This window comes from Paraburkholderia sp. SG-MS1 (genome assembly GCF_012275575.1).
GTDB lineage: Bacteria > Pseudomonadota > Gammaproteobacteria > Burkholderiales > Burkholderiaceae > Paraburkholderia.
In genome coordinates this window covers 1-15,767 of record NZ_NPIH01000192.1, presented here as the reverse complement: position 1 = coordinate 15,767, position 15,767 = coordinate 1, and the positions used below count along the sequence as shown (strand labels likewise).

Below are 15,767 nucleotides of genomic sequence, written 5' to 3'. Positions count from 1 at the left end.
TATGGGATGCCTGAATGAGCGGTTTGTGTTCTGCAGCGGCTCGGTCGGCCGCTGCTTGTTGCTCCGCCGCCGCTTGTTCTGCCGCCGCGCATTCTGATTCGGCGCGTTCGGCTACTGCGCGTTCTGTCGCGGTGCGTTCAGTTGCTGCCTTGTCAGCTGCTGCCTGTTCTGCCGTAGCCTGTTCTGCGGCAGCCCGTTCCGCCGCAGCCCGCTCAGCTACCGCCAATGCCGCAGCCTGCCGCGCGGCGTCACCATCGTCCGCGCCCGACACTTCGCGCATGGGCGTCTGCCCGCGAACCGCATCGCTGTCCCGTGGGTCACCTGCTCGCGTCGACGCCGCCACTTCGCCGTCCGCCGAAGCCGCGCCTTCGCGCTTACGCCGACGCATGCGCAACGCCGTCAGCAGCACAACCAGTGCTGCGCCAACCGCCGCCGCGATGCTCAACTCTTTCTGCGACATCCCGCCACCATTCGACGCGGGAGCAACCGCCACAGCGCCATGATTGGATGCCGCCGATGTGGCCGGCGACGCTCCGGCAACCGGCTTCGCAACGCCCGCCGCCGCCGTGCCGCTGGTAGCGACCGGCGCACCGCCGATACCATGCTTCTGTAGCTCCATCAGCACGCGGTTCTTCAACGCAAGCAGTTGCTGCAGGCTGGAAACCTGCGCGCGCGGTTGCGACGCCGCTTGCGCGGCGCCAGGCGCCGGAGTTGTCCCAGTAGGCAGTGTCGGGGCGCTTTCAGTTGGCGCACTCGCTGGCGGCTGAATCGATCCAGACCACTCATGCGCGTCGCTGGCCGGCGCCGCAGCCACCTGCGAACCCGCCGCTGCAGGCGCCGATGTCGATGTAATAGCGCCGCTCACAGCCGCGCTGCTTGACGCGGGCGAGCTTGCCTGCGCCACTGCACTGGCCGTCCCAGAGACCGCAGGCGCAGACGCCGAAGCATGTGCCGCAGCGCTTGCATTCGCCGCGCTTGCAGTCGTTGCATCGACTGGCGCGGCACCGCTCGCCGCACCAACCGCCGCATTGGGCGCCGAAGCACCCGCAGCCCCTTGAGCCCCCGCCGACGACGCCGCCAAAGCTCCGGACGCGTCCAGCGCGGGCACAGTTAGCACCGCTCCTACGCGCATCCGGCTCGGGTCATGCGCCATGAACGCGCCCGGGTTCGCGTCGAACAACGCGCGCGATGCGCGCACGAGCGTTGCCCGGTCGTGCGACTGCGTGACGGCGATGGCCACGTCGTTCAACGACTGCCCTGGCCGCACCGTATATTGACTACCGGCCGCATACGAAGCCGGCGCGGCGTCCGGCGCGCTCGCGGCATCGCCTGGCGCGGCAACGGCACTCGCCGCGCCCACGCTGGCCAGCACAAAAACCAAAGCAGCAGCGGCCGCCGGACGGCTCGTCAAACGGCCCTTCTCCTGATGAGTGAACATAGCCCGAATGGACGAGAATCGAAGGTTCATCGGGACTCCTGGCGCGTCAGCGCGCAGCCCTTTTTTGCGATTGGAAGGAGACAAGATAATCGAAGCACACAATGAAAAAAGCGTCGCGCAAGCGCGACGCTTCTTAAGTTTTCTACGCGTCGTGACCGCGTAGTTTACTTTACTTGTCGAGCACAATGCGAAGCATGCGACGCAGCGGTTCAGCCGCGCCCCACAGCAGCTGGTCGCCGACCGTGAAGGCCGACAGATATTCGCCGCCCATCGCAAGTTTGCGTACCCGGCCGACCGGCACCGTCAGCGTGCCCGTCACCACCGCCGGGGACAGATCGCGCATCGACGCTTCGCGTTCGTTCGGCACGACCTTGACCCAGTCATTGCCCGACGCGAGGATGCTGTTCACTTCGTCCAACGGCACGTCCTTGTTCAGCTTGATGGTCAGCGCCTGCGAGTGGCAGCGCATTGCGCCGATGCGCACGCACAAACCGTCGACCGGGATCGAACCCGGCGTGCCCATGGCCGGCTTGCCGAGAATCTTGTTGGTTTCGGCACCCCCCTTCCACTCTTCCTTCGACATGCCGTTGCCGAGATCCTTGTCGATCCACGGAATCAGCGAGCCGGCGAGCGGCACGCCGAAGTTATCGGTCGGCATGCGATCGCTGTTCATTGCGCTCAGCACACGGCGGTCGATGTCGAGAATTGCCGACGACGGATCAGCCAGGTCTTCCTTGGCCGCGCCGTACAGCGTGCCCATTTGCTGCAGCAGTTCGCGCATGTTTTGCGCGCCCGCGCCCGAAGCGGCCTGATAGGTCATGGCCGTCATCCAGTCGACGAGATTTTCGCGGAACAGGCCGCCCAGCGCCATCAGCATCAGGCTGACGGTGCAGTTGCCGCCGATGAAATTCTTCTGGCCCTTGACCAGCGCATTCTTGATCACGTCAAGGTTGACCGGATCGAGAATGATGACCGCGTCGTCCTTCATGCGCAGCGACGAAGCGGCATCGATCCAGTAGCCGTTCCAGCCCGCTGCGCGCAGCTTCGGGAACACTTCGTTCGTATAGTCGCCACCCTGGCAGGAGATGATCGCTTGGCACTTCTTCAGGTCTTCGATGCTTGTCGCATCTTTGAGCTTGGTCTCGTTTTTGGCGAACGACGGCGCGTTGCCGCCCGCGTTGCTGGTGCTGAAAAACACCGGTTCGATCAAGTCGAAATCGCCTTCCTGCTGCATACGTTGCATCAGGACGCTGCCGACCATGCCGCGCCAACCTACGAGACCTACGTTCATGACTTCATACCCTTCGAATGGAGACTTCCCCGCATCTTTGCCCGCAGTGACCGCGCGGGGAAGATGAGCGGGCACGACGGACGATCAGCGTTTCGTGATCGTTTTCGGGGTAATCGTTTTAATGGTAATGGCGAACTCAACCACACGGCCCGTTGTGCCGTGCAGTTTGGAAATCGAGGAGATTTGGGAGATCTGCGCCATCGTTACAATATACACGAAAACCGGAATCTGGCGACGTCATTCGCCGCTGTCGCCCGTGTTGTGTTGCACGCGAATGGGCCTGTTTTAAGGCCGATTCGCGTTTGAAAGGCCGTTTGAGGACCTGATTACTGCCTGAGCCCGATGCGCTTTACAGCGCTGCAACGACGGCGTCGCCCATCGCGACCGTGCCGACCTGCTTGCAACCCGGCGTGAGGATGTCGCCGGTGCGATAGCCCTGCTCGAGCACCTTCTTCACTGCGTTTTCGATGCGATCTGCCTGCTCTGCCTTGTTCAGCGAATAGCGCAACATCATTGCCGCCGACAGGATGGTAGCCAACGGATTGGCTACGCCCTTGCCCGCGATATCCGGTGCGGAGCCGTGCGACGGTTCGTACAAGCCCTTGTTGTTCTTGTCGAGCGATGCCGACGGCAGCATGCCGATCGAACCCGTCAGCATGGCGGCTTCGTCGGAGAGGATGTCGCCGAACATGTTGCCGGTGACGATCACGTCGAACGACTTCGGCGCCTTCACCAGTTGCATCGCCGCGTTGTCAACGTACATGTGCGACAGCTCGACGTCAGCGTATTCCTTCGACACGTCGATCATCACGTCCTTCCAGAACTGCGACGTTTCGAGCACGTTGGCTTTATCGACCGAGGTCAGCTTCTTGCCGCGCTTTTGCGCCGCCTGGAACGCGACGTGTGCAATGCGGCGCACTTCCGGCTCCGAATAACGCATCGTGTCGAAGCCTTCCTTCGCGCCGGCGAACAGGCCGTCCGGCGCTTCGCGCACGCCGCGCGGCGCGCCGAAGTAGATGTCGCCGTTCAGTTCCCGCACGATCAGGATATCGAGACCCGACACGATCTCTTCCTTCAACGACGACGCGCCGGTCAATTGCGGATAGCAGATAGCCGGACGGAAGTTCGCGAACAGCTGCAGGTGCTTGCGCAGACCGAGAATCGCCTGCTCAGGGCGCAGCGCGCGTTCGAGCTTGTCGTACTTCCAGTCGCCGACGGCGCCGAACAGGATCGCGTCGGCTTCCTTCGCCAGCGCCAGCGTCGAATCGGGCAGCGGATGACCCTTCGCTTCGTAGCCCGCGCCGCCAACCGGTGCTTCCTCGAGTTCGAACTTTTCGCCGAGCACGTTCAGGACCTTGACGGCCTCCTTGACGATTTCGGGACCGATGCCGTCGCCCGGCAACACTGCGATCTTCATGCGAATTCCTTGATGATTTTCTTCGAGAGTGTTGAGCGTGATTCAACGCGCGGGCCGAGGCCCCTCGTGCTACTCATGCATTAACCGACGATGCGGTGGCTCAGCCAAGGCTGCTTCGCGATGCGCTCGGCTTCGAACTGGCGAATCTTGTCCGCGTGACGCAGCGTGAGGCCGATGTCGTCGAAACCGTTCAGCAGGCAGTATTTGCGGAAGCCCGCAACCTCGAACGGATACTCCGCGCCGCCATCCGACGTGCGCACGACTTGCGCTTCGAGGTCGACGGTCAGCTGGAAGCCATTGAACGCGTACGTTTCGTTGAACAGATGATCGACTTGCTGCTCGGTCAGTACGATCGGCAGCAGGCCGTTCTTGAAGCAGTTGTTGTAGAAGATGTCGGCGAAACTCGGCGCGATCAGCGCGCGAAAGCCGTACTGCTGCAATGCCCACGGTGCGTGCTCACGCGAGCTGCCGCAGCCGAAATTCTTGCGTGCCAGCAGCACCGAAGCGCCTTGATAACGCGGCTGATTCAGCACGAAATCCGGGTTCAGCGGACGCTTTGAGTTGTCCTGGCCCGGCTCGCCGTGGTCGAGGTAACGCCATTCGTCGAATGCGTTCGGACCGAAACCCGTGCGCTTGATCGACTTCAGGAATTGCTTCGGAATGATCGCGTCCGTGTCGACGTTCTCGCGATCGAGTGGCGCCACGACGCCGGTGTGTACGATGAATTTATCCATGACGCTTGCGCCTGTTTCAAGACCGGGCGATACGGGTGGCGGCCGGAAAGCCGCACGCCGCATCGCCGGCAAAAATCAAAAACCGCTTATTTATCAGCGTGATTGCTGATCGAATTGCCGAGGTGCGACATGTCCTGGCCGAATCCGTGCACCGTGTTGCAACCGGCCAGACCGAGCAATAGCCCAGCGAGCGTACCGAGTGCGAAGTGGCGCAATAGAGTGCTGCGATTCATGTTCTTCATCATGCGATTTACCCAAGCTTGCGAATATCGACGAAATGCCCTTCGATCGCCGCAGCCGCAGCCATCGCGGGACTCACGAGGTGGGTACGTCCACCGGCGCCCTGACGACCTTCGAAATTGCGATTCGACGTCGATGCGCAACGCTCGCCCGGATCCAGCCGGTCGGCGTTCATCGCGAGACACATCGAGCAGCCCGGTTCGCGCCATTCGAAACCGGCGTCGGTAAAGACCTTGTCGAGGCCTTCACGTTCCGCTTGCGCCTTCACGAGCCCCGAACCCGGCACCACCATGGCCAGACGGATGTTCGATGCGACGCGGCGGCCCAGCTTCTTCACGACGTAAGCCGCGGCGCGAATGTCTTCGATGCGCGCGTTGGTGCACGACCCGATGAAGATTTTATCCGGCTTGATCGACTCGATCGGCGCGTTCGGCTCGAGCGCCATGTACTTCAGCGCGCGTTCCATCGCATCGCGCTTGACCGGGTCCTTTTCGCGTTCCGGGTCCGGCACACGGCCGTCCACGGCGGTGACCATTTCCGGCGACGTGCCCCATGTGACTTGCGGCACGATTTCCGCAGCGTTCAGTTCGACCACGCGATCGAAATGCGCGCCGTCGTCAGACTCGAACTGCTTCCAGTACTCGACCGCGTGATCCCACTCGACGCCTTCCGGCGAGAACGGACGGCCTTTCAGGTAGTCGATGGTGGTGTCGTCGACCGCAACCATGCCCGCGCGTGCGCCCGCTTCGATCGCCATGTTGCAGACCGTCATGCGGCCTTCCATCGACAGCGCGCGAATCGTCGAACCGCCGAATTCGATCGCGTAGCCCGTACCGCCAGCGGTGCCGATCTTGCCGATGATCGCGAGCACGATGTCTTTGGCGGTGCAGCCGCGCGGCAGCGGGCCGTCGACCTTCACCAGCATGTTCTTGCTCTTCTTCTGCAAGAGCGTTTGTGTAGCCAGCACGTGCTCCACCTCCGACGTGCCGATGCCATGCGCCAGCGCGCCGAACGCGCCGTGCGTGGACGTGTGCGAGTCGCCGCAGACGATCGTCATGCCCGGCAGCGTGGCGCCCTGCTCCGGCCCAATGATGTGCACGATGCCTTGGCGCATATCGTTCATCTTGAACTGCGTGATGCCATAGGCGTCGCAATTCGCATCAAGCGTGTCGACTTGCAGCCTGGAGACCGGATCGGCGATGCCGTGGGTGCGGTCCGTGGTCGGCACGTTGTGGTCCGACACCGCCAGGTTCGCGCTGATGCGCCACACCGGACGTTCAGCCAGCTTCAGGCCTTCGAACGCCTGCGGGCTGGTCACTTCGTGCAGCAGATGACGGTCGATATAAAGGATCGTCGTGCCGTCTTCTTCGGTGTGGACCACGTGCGTGTTCCACAATTTGTCGTAGAGAGTCTGTGCCATGGTATGCGGGTAGTAATGACTGCGGGCTGACTGTGTCAGTCGATTATGCCACGCAGCGCCCCGTCGTGGGCCGTTCGATCAGCGGAAAAACTGATAAAAAACAGAGAGTTGAGTGGTAGTGCCGATACCTGTATCGACGTTACCCGGCAAGCGGGCGTCCCCTTTTCATCGACGGCTTCGGGTCAAAAACAAAACGCCCCAACGGCGAGCCCGTTGGGGCGTTTTTCCTTCAGCAGACTCCGCGCTCGCTCCTCACCAATCAATCAAACTTGACGAGCCAGGCAGAGCTAAGCCGATCAACGTTGCGCGATCGGCTTCGCTTCACGTTGCGTGTCGCCGATGAACAGCTGACGGGGACGGCCAATCTTCTGTTCCGGATCAGCGATCATTTCATTCCACTGTGCAATCCAGCCGACCGTACGTGCCATCGCGAAGATACACGTGAACATCGAGGTCGGGATGCCCAGCGCGCGTTGCACGATGCCCGAATAGAAGTCGACGTTCGGGTACAGCTTACGCGACACGAAGTATTCGTCTTCCAGAGCGATCTTTTCCAGTGCCATTGCCAGCTTGAACAGCGGGTCGTCGTGCAGGCCCAGCTCTTCCAGCACTTCGTGGCAGGTTTCGCGCATCAGCTTTGCACGCGGATCGTAGTTCTTGTAGACGCGGTGACCGAAGCCCATCAGCTTCACGCCCGAGTTCTTGTCCTTCACCTGCTTGATGAACTCAGGAATGTTGTCGACCGAGCCGATTTCTTCCAGCATGTTCAGCGCGGCTTCATTCGCGCCGCCGTGCGCCGGGCCCCACAGACACGCGATACCCGCCGCGATACACGCAAACGGATTCGCACCCGACGAACCGGCAAGGCGCACGGTCGAGGTCGACGCGTTTTGCTCGTGGTCCGCGTGCAGGATCAGGATACGGTCGAGCGCGCGCACCAGCACGTCGTTGACCTGGTAGTCTTCGCACGGATTCGAGAACATCATGTGCATGAAGTTCGCGCTGTACGACAGGTTGTTCTTCGGGTACGCAAACGGCTGACCGATGCTGTACTTGTACGCCATCGCGACGAGAGTCGGCAGCTTTGCGATCATGCGGATCGCCGACACTTCACGGTGACGCGGATTGTTGATGTCGAGCGAGTCGTGATAGAACGCCGACAGCGCGCCGACTGCGGCGACGAGAATCGCCATCGGGTGCGCGTCGCGACGGAAACCGCGGAAGAAGAAGTGCATCTGCTCATGCACCATCGTGTGCTTCGTGACGGTGTTCACGAACTCTTCTTTCTGCTTCGCGTTCGGCAGTTCGCCCTTGAGCAGCAGATAGCAGCTTTCGAGGAAGTCGGCGTTTTCCGCGAGGTTGTCGATCGGGTAGCCTCGGTACAGCAGCTCGCCCTTGTCGCCGTCGATGTAGGTGATTGCCGAATTGCACGCCGCCGTCGACATGAAGCCCGGGTCGTACGTGAACTTGCCGGTCTGGCCGTACAGTTTGCGAATGTCGATTACGTCCGGACCGAGCGTGCCCTTGTAAATCGGCATTTCAACGCTCGGCGAATTGTCGCTGAACGATAGCGTGGCTTTAACATCTGACGGGGTCATAGCACATCCTCAATCGAAGTATGGATACAGGGTTTCGATAATCGCACGCCTGGACAACGGACTCGCCGCGGACTGGCGGCGCTCAAGCGTTGCGCAGCAGCTCCAGCACCCGAATGACATCCGGGTCGGCAAGCTCGCCTTCCGGTTCCTTGCGCACGAGCAGCAAGTCCATCAGGTCGTTATCGCTCAGTTCGAGCAGACGCGTGAGAGCGCCCACGTCGGCATCGCTGAGGTCATGCTCATATCGGCCGAAAAAACGTTCGAAGATCAGATCGTTTTCCAGCAGGCCCCGCCGCGCGCGCCAGCGAAGGCGCGCGCGGCGGAGAGGGTCGGACTGATGCGATGTTTCGTTCATGTCAGTACGCGCCGGGCCGCCCCAAGCGTACTGACCGCCCCCTCGGGGGGCAGCGAACGATAGGGAGCGTGGGGGTTATTCATCCTAGACAGCGCGGCGAACCATCAATTCCTTGATCTTGCCAATCGCCTTGGTCGGGTTCAGGCCCTTCGGGCAAACGTCGACGCAATTCATGATGGTATGGCAACGGAACAGACGGTACGGATCTTCCAGGTTGTCGAGGCGTTCAGCCGTCGCTTCGTCACGGCTGTCCGCGATGAAACGATAGGCTTGCAACAGGCCGGCCGGGCCGACGAACTTGTCCGGATTCCACCAGAAGCTCGGGCACGAGGTCGAGCAGCTAGCGCACAGAATACATTCGTACAGGCCGTCGAGCTCGTCGCGTTCTTCCGGCGACTGCAGACGTTCCTTTTCCGGCGGCGGCGTATCGTTGATCAGGTACGGCTTGATCGAGTGATACTGGTTGAAGAACTGCGTGAAATCGCAGATCAGGTCGCGCACGACCGGCAGACCCGGCAGCGGACGCAGCACGATCTTTTGCGGCAGGTCGTTCATGTTCTGCAAGCAGGCGAGACCGTTCTTGCCGTTGATGTTCATTGCGTCCGAACCGCACACGCCCTCTCGGCACGAACGGCGGAACGACAACGTCTCGTCCATTGCCTTCAGCTTGAGCAGTGCATCGAGCAGCATGCGTTCGTGCGAATCGATTTCGACCTCGTACGTTTGCATGCGCGGCGCTGCGTCCTTGTCCGGGTCGTAGCGGTAAATTTCAAATGTACGCTTTGCCATTTCTGAATTCCTTTGACTTGTGCCTTAGAAGGTACGCGCTTTCGGCGGCACCGATTCGACGGTCAGCGGTTGCATGTGAACCGGCTTGTAGTCGAGGCGATCGCTTTCGCTGAACCACAGCGTATGGCGCAGCCAGTTTTCGTCGTCGCGATGTTCGAAGTCGTTCTGCGCGTGCGCGCCACGGCTTTCCTTGCGCGCTTCGGCGGAGACCATCGTGGCACGTGCCACTTCGATCAGATTCGCCACTTCCAGCGCTTCGATGCGCGCCGTGTTGAACACCTTCGACTTGTCCTTCAGATGGATGTTATCGACACGTTCTGCCACTTCGCGGATGCGCTCGACGCCTTCAGCCAGCAGCTTCGACGTACGGAACACGCCGGCGTGAGCCTGCATCGTGCCGCGGATGTCGTTCGCGACCGACTGCGCGTACTCGCCCGACGACGACTTGTCGAGCTTGTCCAGACGCGACAAGGCGAAATCAGCAGCGTCGGCAGGCAGCGGCTTGTGCTCCTTCATGTCCTTCACATGCTTGACGATATGGTTGCCAGCCGCGCGGCCGAACACCACCAGGTCGAGCAGCGAGTTCGTGCCCAGGCGGTTCGCACCGTGCACTGACACGCACGAGCATTCGCCCACTGCGTAAAAACCGTTGACGACTTCTTCGTGGCCGCGCGGCGTACCGACGACCTGACCGTTGATGTTCGTCGGGATACCGCCCATCTGATAGTGGATGGTCGGCACAACCGGAATCGGCTCTTTAATGCAATCGACGTTCGCGAACTTCATCGCGATTTCGCGGATCGACGGCAGACGCTTCATGATCGTTTCTGCGCCGATGTGCGACAGATCGAGCAGCACGTGATCCTTGTTCGGACCCACGCCGCGGCCTTCCTTGATTTCCTGGTCCATCGAACGCGAAACGAAGTCGCGCGGCGCCAGATCCTTCAAGGTCGGCGCGTAGCGTTCCATGAAACGCTCGCCGTTCGAATTGCGCAGAATGCCGCCTTCGCCGCGCACACCTTCGGTGATCAACACGCCCGCGCCAGCCACGCCGGTCGGGTGGAACTGCCAGAATTCCATGTCTTGCAGTGCGATGCCCGAACGCGCCGCCATGCCCAGGCCGTCACCGGTGTTGATGAACGCGTTGGTCGAGGCTGCGAAGATCCGGCCCGCGCCGCCGGTGGCGAACAGCGTGGTCTTGCCTTCGAGGATGTACACGTCGCCGGTTTCCATTTCCAGCGCGGTCACGCCGAGCACGTCGCCGTCGGCGTCGCGGATCAGATCCAGCGCCATCCATTCGACGAAGAACTGCGTCTTTGCAGCCACGTTCTGCTGGTACAGCGTGTGCAGCAGCGCGTGACCGGTACGGTCAGCCGCCGCGCAGGCGCGTTGCACCGGCTTTTCGCCGTAGTTCGCGGTGTGGCCGCCAAACGGGCGCTGATAGATCGTGCCATCCGCGTTACGGTCGAACGGCATGCCGAAGTGTTCGAGTTCGTAGACTGCGTTCGGTGCTTCACGGCACATGAACTCGATCGCGTCCTGGTCGCCGAGCCAGTCGGAGCCCTTGATCGTGTCGTAGAAGTGATAGTGCCAGTTGTCTTCGCTCATGTTGCCGAGCGAAGCGCCGATGCCGCCCTGAGCGGCGACCGTGTGCGAACGCGTCGGGAACACCTTGGACAACACGCACACCGACAGACCGGCGCGCGCGAGTTGCAGCGAAGCGCGCATCCCCGAGCCGCCTGCGCCGACGATAACCACGTCAAACTTGCGACGCGGCAGAGAATTCTTGATTGCAGCCATTCTTTTACACTCTCCAGAGAATCTGCGCAGCGTAGCCCGCACATGCGAGCAGCCAGACGATCGTCAGCGCCTGAAGCGTCAGGCGCACGCCAACGGGCTTCACATAGTCCATCCAGATGTCGCGGATACCAACCCACGCGTGATAGAACAGCGACAGCAGCGTGACAAACGTGGCGAGCTTCATCCATTGCGTCGCGAAGATCGACGCCCAGCCTTCGTACGAGAAGTCGTGCGCGCCGAAGAACCACGCGAGCAGGATCACCGTGTAGATTGCCATCACGGCGGCGGTAATGCGTTGCGCGAGCCAATCGCGCAAACCGTAGTGCGCGCCGACGACGAGACGCTTCGAACCGATTCGGTTATTAGCTGACATTTTTTAGAATGCTCCGAACAGTTTTGCCGCGAATGCAAGGGTGAGCAGCGACGACACGACGATGACCACGATAGAGGTCGACTTGCCTTTTTCCTTCGTCACCGCATTGTGGTTGGTGTCCATCACGAGGTGACGAACGCCGGCGCAGAAGTGAAAGAGGAAAGCCCACGCGAGAACCAGCGTGATGAGCTTGACGATGATGTTGGAGAGGAAACCTTTGAAGACTTCGAAACTCAATTCGGAAGTCAGGCTCTGATCAAAGAGGTACAGCAGGAACGGAAGAAAAACAAACAGCAGACCACCGCTCACACGGTGCAGAATCGACACACGTCCCGCTAGCGGGAGACGGTATGCCGTCAATATTTGCCCAATACCGATGTTCCGGAATTCCGGCCTCGGTTTTTTTACCGCTTCAGCCATGCTAGACCCCTACTATGTAGTCACACTAATCCGCAATTTTAGCGCCTTTTTATATCGCGCTGCAGCGAAAACCACGACAGGTCCGTTACAGCACGCGCGATAAAGCGCCGTCAAACAGGCACGCGTGTGGGACGCCGCGCCTGAATTCAGCCCGATTCAGCTCAGATCGTTCTGATAGTAATACCCGGTTGTGACATACCAACCTCGCCGGACTTCAACCGGCCGGTCCCCGTACGTAAAGGACACGCGCTCGACCGACAACAGCGGAAAACCCGCGGGCACGTGCAGCAGATCGGCCACCGACGGCTCTGCCGCCACCGCGCGAATCTTCTCCGTCGCGCGGATCATGCGGGTGCCGAACTCCGTCTCGAACATCGCGTACAGGGGACCTTTGTATTCCGACAGCCGTTCGAGCGTGAGCCCGCGGAACACGGCGCCGGGCAGCCAGATTTCGTCGAGCACGGTGACTTCACCGTCAAACTGCAGCAAACGCTTGATCAGCACGACCGGATCGGCCGGCTTCAGATCGAGTTGCCGGGCGATGTCCGCCGACGCGCGCAGGCGCCGGCACTCGAGCAGGCGGCTCACGTGCGGGTGCTCCGCGCCGTCGTCGGCGAGGAGCCTCAGGAAGCGAAACTGGGCGCGGTCCTCGTTGTGCGTTGCAACAAACGTGCCCTTGCCCTGGCGGCGCACCAGCAGGTTGTCGGCGGCAAGCTCATCGATCGCTTTGCGCACCGTTCCCTGGCTGACCTTGTATCTCGCCGCCAATTCGACTTCACTGGGAATGATCTCGCCGGGTTTCCACTCACCGCTTTCAAGGCTCTGCGTAATCAACCCCTTGATCTGCTGATACAAGGGACTGAAAGTGGGTGACGCAGCGGGAGCGGCAGCAGATACACCCTCGCCTGCGGCCCCTTGGCCGTTCGGGTTCGTGGTGTTCGCCGGGTTCGAATTCATGCGCGCATTTCATCATAAAGGGCTGGGGTGCGTCTAGGGTTTTCCCCGCCATAGATGTGTCTTATATAAGACATAAGATAATGTTGACTTTGTGCTTCACGGCTCCTACACTCCTTGTCGAGCAAGGGTTTGCGGGATTTTCGGCGGCTGTTTTCAGGCAGCGCCGCAATGCGCCAGCGGCCACTCTGCACCATGCTGTTCCCTCGCAGTTCAGGTTTCGATTCGCCGCCATCCGTTGGTCCGACGCTTGCCGAAACGCGCTGTTTGCAGGAGCCCGCACCGTGCAGCGGCTACCCCGGCGCCTCGCTGTCCCAGTCCCGCTCTCTCAGGAAAATGCCGGGCCGTCCCCACGTGTTCCTGCCCTTCCGGGGGCCTGGCGCGAAGCACCCGAGGAGAGCGTCCGATAGCTCGGTAGTACAGGTTTCCGGCACGGCGGTCTTGCCGCAGCACGCCGCCCGGTCTCAGCAGATCTAGAGGCCGCACGCGAACAGTGAATTCCGCCGTGTTTCATAACGCTTCGCTGAACGCGCATATAGAATGGCGTTTTCCCTAGCGTCTAACGCATCGTCCTGGAGATTTCTCAATGGCTAAGCCCGCAAAGCGCGTTGCCGTCACCGGCGCCGCAGGTCAAATCGCTTACTCCCTGCTGTTCCGCATCGCCAATGGCGACCTGCTCGGCAAGGATCAACCGGTCATCCTGCAACTGCTCGACCTGCCGCAAGCGCAAGGCGCCGTCAAAGGCGTCGTGATGGAACTGGATGACTGCGCATTCCCGCTGCTGTCGGGCGTCGTGATCACCGACGACCCGAAGGTCGCATTTAAGGATGCAGACGTGGCCCTGCTGGTCGGCGCGCGTCCGCGTTCGAAGGGCATGGAGCGTAAGGATCTGCTGTCGGCCAACGCCGAAATCTTCACGGTTCAGGGCAAAGCGCTGAACGATGTCGCAAGCCGCGACGTGAAGGTGCTGGTGGTCGGCAACCCGGCCAACACGAACGCGTACATCGCGATGAAGTCGGCGCCGGATCTGCCGAAGAAGAACTTCACCGCGATGCTGCGTCTGGACCACAACCGCGCGCTTTCGCAACTGGCGGCCAAGTCGGGCAAGCCGGTCGCATCGATCGAAAAGCTGGCCGTGTGGGGCAACCACTCGCCGACCATGTACCCGGACTTCCGCGTTGCAACGGCTGAAGGTCAGGACCTGACCAAGCTGATCAACGACGAAGAATGGAACCGCAACACGTTCATCCCGACCGTCGGCAAGCGCGGCGCGGCGATCATCGAAGCGCGCGGCCTGTCGTCGGCGGCGTCGGCGGCTAACGCTGCAATCGACCACGTGCGTGACTGGGTCCTCGGCACGAACGGCAAGTGGGTCACGATGGGCATTCCGTCGGACGGCTCGTATGGCATTCCGGAAGACATCATCTACGGTGTGCCGGTCACGTGCGAAAACGGCGAGTACAAGCGCGTGGAAGGTCTGGAAATCGACGCGTTCTCGCGCGAAAAGATGGACGCCACGCTGCAGGAACTGCTGGAAGAACGCGAAGGCGTTCAGCACCTGCTCGGCTAAGCATTCCATGCCGATGAACCGGAACTCCGAAGCGTTACCGCGGCGGGTTCCGGTTTTTTTCGTGAGAACGCAGCGTTTCGCAGCCGATTCGAACGCGTTTTGCCACCACGTCACCGTGGTCGGGCAGAACCCGTCCGAATCGGATTTTCACCAATCACCACCCACACCCTGACGCCGAAGATGCGCGCCCTCACACCCGCCGAAGTGCTCTTTGACGGCGAAGTGCCGCCCACCGTGCTGCCTGCCTGCGACCACTACGCCGGCAGTGAAAAGCTGATGCTGAAATCGCTCGCTTTGCAGCAGCAATTGGGTCCGGTGTTCGATATCACGCTCGATTGCGAAGATGGCGCGCAAGTCGGCCGCGAAGCGGAACACGCGGAGCTGGTCGCGTCGCTGCTGGGCAGCGAGCATGACCGCTTCGGCCGCGTCGGCGTGCGGATTCACGACTTCGCTCACGCGCATTGGCGCGACGACGTCCGCCTCATCCTCCGCGCCGCGAAGCGAGCACCCGCTTACATCACCCTGCCGAAAATCCGCAACGTGCCCGACGCCGCCGAAATGGTCGCATTCATCGAGGCAACGCGGCGCGAACTCGGCATCGCGCAGCCGGTGCCGGTGCAACTGCTGGTCGAAACCCACGGCGCGCTCGCGCGCGTCTTCGATCTGGCCGCGCTGCCGGGCGTCGAAGCCCTGAGCTTCGGCCTGATGGATTTCGTCTCCGCACACGACGGCGCGATTCCCGACACCGCCATGCGCTCGCCGGGCCAGTTCGATCATCCGCTGGTGCGACGCGCGAAGCTGGAAATCTCGGCCGCCTGCCATGCGCATGGCAAAGTGCCGTCGCACAATGTCAGCACGGAAGTGCGCGACATGGGGGTGGTCGCCCACGACGCCGCACGCGCCCGCAACGAATTTGGCTACACGCGCATGTGGAGCATCCACCCGGCGCAGATCGAGGCAATCGTCGCCGCGTTTGCGCCGCGCGACGAGGAGATCGCCACGGCTACCGACATCCTCCTGGCCGCGCAATCCGCGCAGTGGGGCCCGACGCGCCATCACGATACGCTGCACGATCGCGCGAGCTATCGTTATTACTGGTCGGTGCTGCGCCGCGCACAATTCACGGGCCGCGCCGTGCCGCCGGACGCCGCGCCGCTGTTCGCGGAAGTGGGCGCTAACGGACGGTCGGCACCTTGAGTGGCACGGTTCAGACAGCAGCTACGAGCAGGCATATAGGAGAACGCGGGAGATGAGCGAGACGACGCAAGCCGTGGGTGCACAAGGCGGCAACGAATCCCAAAGCGGCTTCAAACCGAAGAAATCCGTCGCGCTGTCCGGCGTGACGGCGGGCAACACCGCGCTGTGCAC

Annotated in this window: 14 protein-coding genes and 2 pseudogenes; 3 read left to right on the top strand and 13 right to left on the bottom strand. The window is 61.7% G+C overall.

Translation table 11 applies throughout. From position 1 onward, the window contains the following. From CIC12_RS33760 to CIC12_RS14770, 13 genes and pseudogenes are all read right to left on the bottom strand, one after another. Positions 1-460: pseudogene (locus CIC12_RS33760) on the bottom strand (FimV/HubP family polar landmark protein); the annotation flags it as partial. 1,147 nt (positions 461-1,607) lie between these two features. Next, a complete protein-coding gene (asd, locus tag CIC12_RS14825; protein WP_168664845.1) occupies positions 1,608-2,729 on the bottom strand; it encodes an aspartate-semialdehyde dehydrogenase in 1,122 nt (373 codons plus the stop codon). A gap of 349 nt (positions 2,730-3,078) precedes the next feature. Continuing rightward, a complete protein-coding gene (gene leuB / locus CIC12_RS14820) occupies positions 3,079-4,146 on the bottom strand; it encodes a 3-isopropylmalate dehydrogenase (protein WP_029971412.1) in 1,068 nt (355 codons plus the stop codon). Between the two features lie 80 nt (positions 4,147-4,226). After that, positions 4,227-4,880: a 3-isopropylmalate dehydratase small subunit gene (gene leuD / locus CIC12_RS14815; protein ID WP_121320183.1), complete on the bottom strand. Its 654-nt coding sequence runs from the start codon at positions 4,878-4,880 to the stop codon at positions 4,227-4,229. A gap of 86 nt (positions 4,881-4,966) precedes the next feature. After that, positions 4,967-5,125: an entericidin A/B family lipoprotein gene (locus tag CIC12_RS14810; RefSeq protein WP_168664844.1), complete on the bottom strand. Its 159-nt coding sequence runs from the start codon at positions 5,123-5,125 to the stop codon at positions 4,967-4,969. 5 nt (positions 5,126-5,130) lie between these two features. Continuing rightward, positions 5,131-6,540, bottom strand: a complete 1,410-nt coding sequence (leuC, locus tag CIC12_RS14805; protein WP_168664843.1) for a 3-isopropylmalate dehydratase large subunit — start codon at positions 6,538-6,540, stop codon at positions 5,131-5,133. Between the two features lie 296 nt (positions 6,541-6,836). After that, on the bottom strand, positions 6,837-8,138 hold the full coding sequence (gltA, locus tag CIC12_RS14800) for a citrate synthase (RefSeq protein WP_168664842.1): 1,302 nt from the start codon (positions 8,136-8,138) through the stop codon (positions 6,837-6,839). An 82-nt stretch (positions 8,139-8,220) separates the two neighbouring features. Next, the gene (locus tag CIC12_RS14795) at positions 8,221-8,493 is read right to left on the bottom strand and encodes an FAD assembly factor SdhE (protein WP_168664841.1); all 273 of its coding nucleotides are present in this window, start codon (positions 8,491-8,493) and stop codon (positions 8,221-8,223) included. Between the two features lie 84 nt (positions 8,494-8,577). After that, positions 8,578-9,282 (bottom strand): succinate dehydrogenase iron-sulfur subunit, encoded by a 705-nt coding sequence (locus CIC12_RS14790; RefSeq protein ID WP_168664840.1) that lies wholly within the window; start codon positions 9,280-9,282, stop codon positions 8,578-8,580. 24 nt (positions 9,283-9,306) lie between these two features. Continuing rightward, positions 9,307-11,082: a succinate dehydrogenase flavoprotein subunit gene (gene sdhA / locus CIC12_RS14785; RefSeq protein ID WP_168664839.1), complete on the bottom strand. Its 1,776-nt coding sequence runs from the start codon at positions 11,080-11,082 to the stop codon at positions 9,307-9,309. A gap of 4 nt (positions 11,083-11,086) precedes the next feature. Next, a complete protein-coding gene (gene sdhD, locus CIC12_RS14780; RefSeq protein ID WP_168664838.1) occupies positions 11,087-11,455 on the bottom strand; it encodes a succinate dehydrogenase, hydrophobic membrane anchor protein in 369 nt (122 codons plus the stop codon). Between the two features lie 3 nt (positions 11,456-11,458). Further along, a complete protein-coding gene (gene sdhC / locus CIC12_RS14775; RefSeq protein ID WP_168664837.1) occupies positions 11,459-11,875 on the bottom strand; it encodes a succinate dehydrogenase, cytochrome b556 subunit in 417 nt (138 codons plus the stop codon). A gap of 156 nt (positions 11,876-12,031) precedes the next feature. Next, positions 12,032-12,832, bottom strand: coding sequence for a GntR family transcriptional regulator (locus CIC12_RS14770; protein ID WP_168664836.1), 801 nt, complete (start codon positions 12,830-12,832; stop codon positions 12,032-12,034). Positions 12,833-13,415: 583 nt separating this feature from the next. Between CIC12_RS14770 and CIC12_RS14765 the strand changes: the two genes are divergently transcribed. The 3 genes and pseudogenes from CIC12_RS14765 to CIC12_RS14755 all read left to right on the top strand — a co-directional run. After that, on the top strand, positions 13,416-14,399 hold the full coding sequence (locus tag CIC12_RS14765; protein ID WP_168664835.1) for a malate dehydrogenase: 984 nt from the start codon (positions 13,416-13,418) through the stop codon (positions 14,397-14,399). Positions 14,400-14,579: 180 nt separating this feature from the next. Next, positions 14,580-15,596: an HpcH/HpaI aldolase/citrate lyase family protein gene (locus CIC12_RS14760; protein WP_168664834.1), complete on the top strand. Its 1,017-nt coding sequence runs from the start codon at positions 14,580-14,582 to the stop codon at positions 15,594-15,596. A gap of 52 nt (positions 15,597-15,648) precedes the next feature. Continuing rightward, positions 15,649-15,767 (top strand): annotated as a pseudogene (locus CIC12_RS14755) (2-methylcitrate synthase); the annotation flags it as partial.

Coding starts and splice junctions, on each gene's coding strand:
- asd (WP_168664845.1), bottom strand. CDS start 2,729: ATGAACGTAGGTCTCGTAGGTTGGCGCGGCATGGTCGGCAGCGTCCTG.
- leuB (WP_029971412.1), bottom strand. CDS start 4,146: ATGAAGATCGCAGTGTTGCCGGGCGACGGCATCGGTCCCGAAATCGTC.
- leuD (WP_121320183.1), bottom strand. CDS start 4,880: ATGGATAAATTCATCGTACACACCGGCGTCGTGGCGCCACTCGATCGC.
- CIC12_RS14810 (WP_168664844.1), bottom strand. CDS start 5,125: ATGATGAAGAACATGAATCGCAGCACTCTATTGCGCCACTTCGCACTC.
- leuC (WP_168664843.1), bottom strand. CDS start 6,540: ATGGCACAGACTCTCTACGACAAATTGTGGAACACGCACGTGGTCCAC.
- gltA (WP_168664842.1), bottom strand. CDS start 8,138: ATGACCCCGTCAGATGTTAAAGCCACGCTATCGTTCAGCGACAATTCG.
- CIC12_RS14795 (WP_168664841.1), bottom strand. CDS start 8,493: ATGAACGAAACATCGCATCAGTCCGACCCTCTCCGCCGCGCGCGCCTT.
- CIC12_RS14790 (WP_168664840.1), bottom strand. CDS start 9,282: ATGGCAAAGCGTACATTTGAAATTTACCGCTACGACCCGGACAAGGAC.
- sdhA (WP_168664839.1), bottom strand. CDS start 11,082: ATGGCTGCAATCAAGAATTCTCTGCCGCGTCGCAAGTTTGACGTGGTT.
- sdhD (WP_168664838.1), bottom strand. CDS start 11,455: ATGTCAGCTAATAACCGAATCGGTTCGAAGCGTCTCGTCGTCGGCGCG.
- sdhC (WP_168664837.1), bottom strand. CDS start 11,875: ATGGCTGAAGCGGTAAAAAAACCGAGGCCGGAATTCCGGAACATCGGT.
- CIC12_RS14770 (WP_168664836.1), bottom strand. CDS start 12,832: ATGAATTCGAACCCGGCGAACACCACGAACCCGAACGGCCAAGGGGCC.
- CIC12_RS14765 (WP_168664835.1), top strand. CDS start 13,416: ATGGCTAAGCCCGCAAAGCGCGTTGCCGTCACCGGCGCCGCAGGTCAA.
- CIC12_RS14760 (WP_168664834.1), top strand. CDS start 14,580: ATGCGCGCCCTCACACCCGCCGAAGTGCTCTTTGACGGCGAAGTGCCG.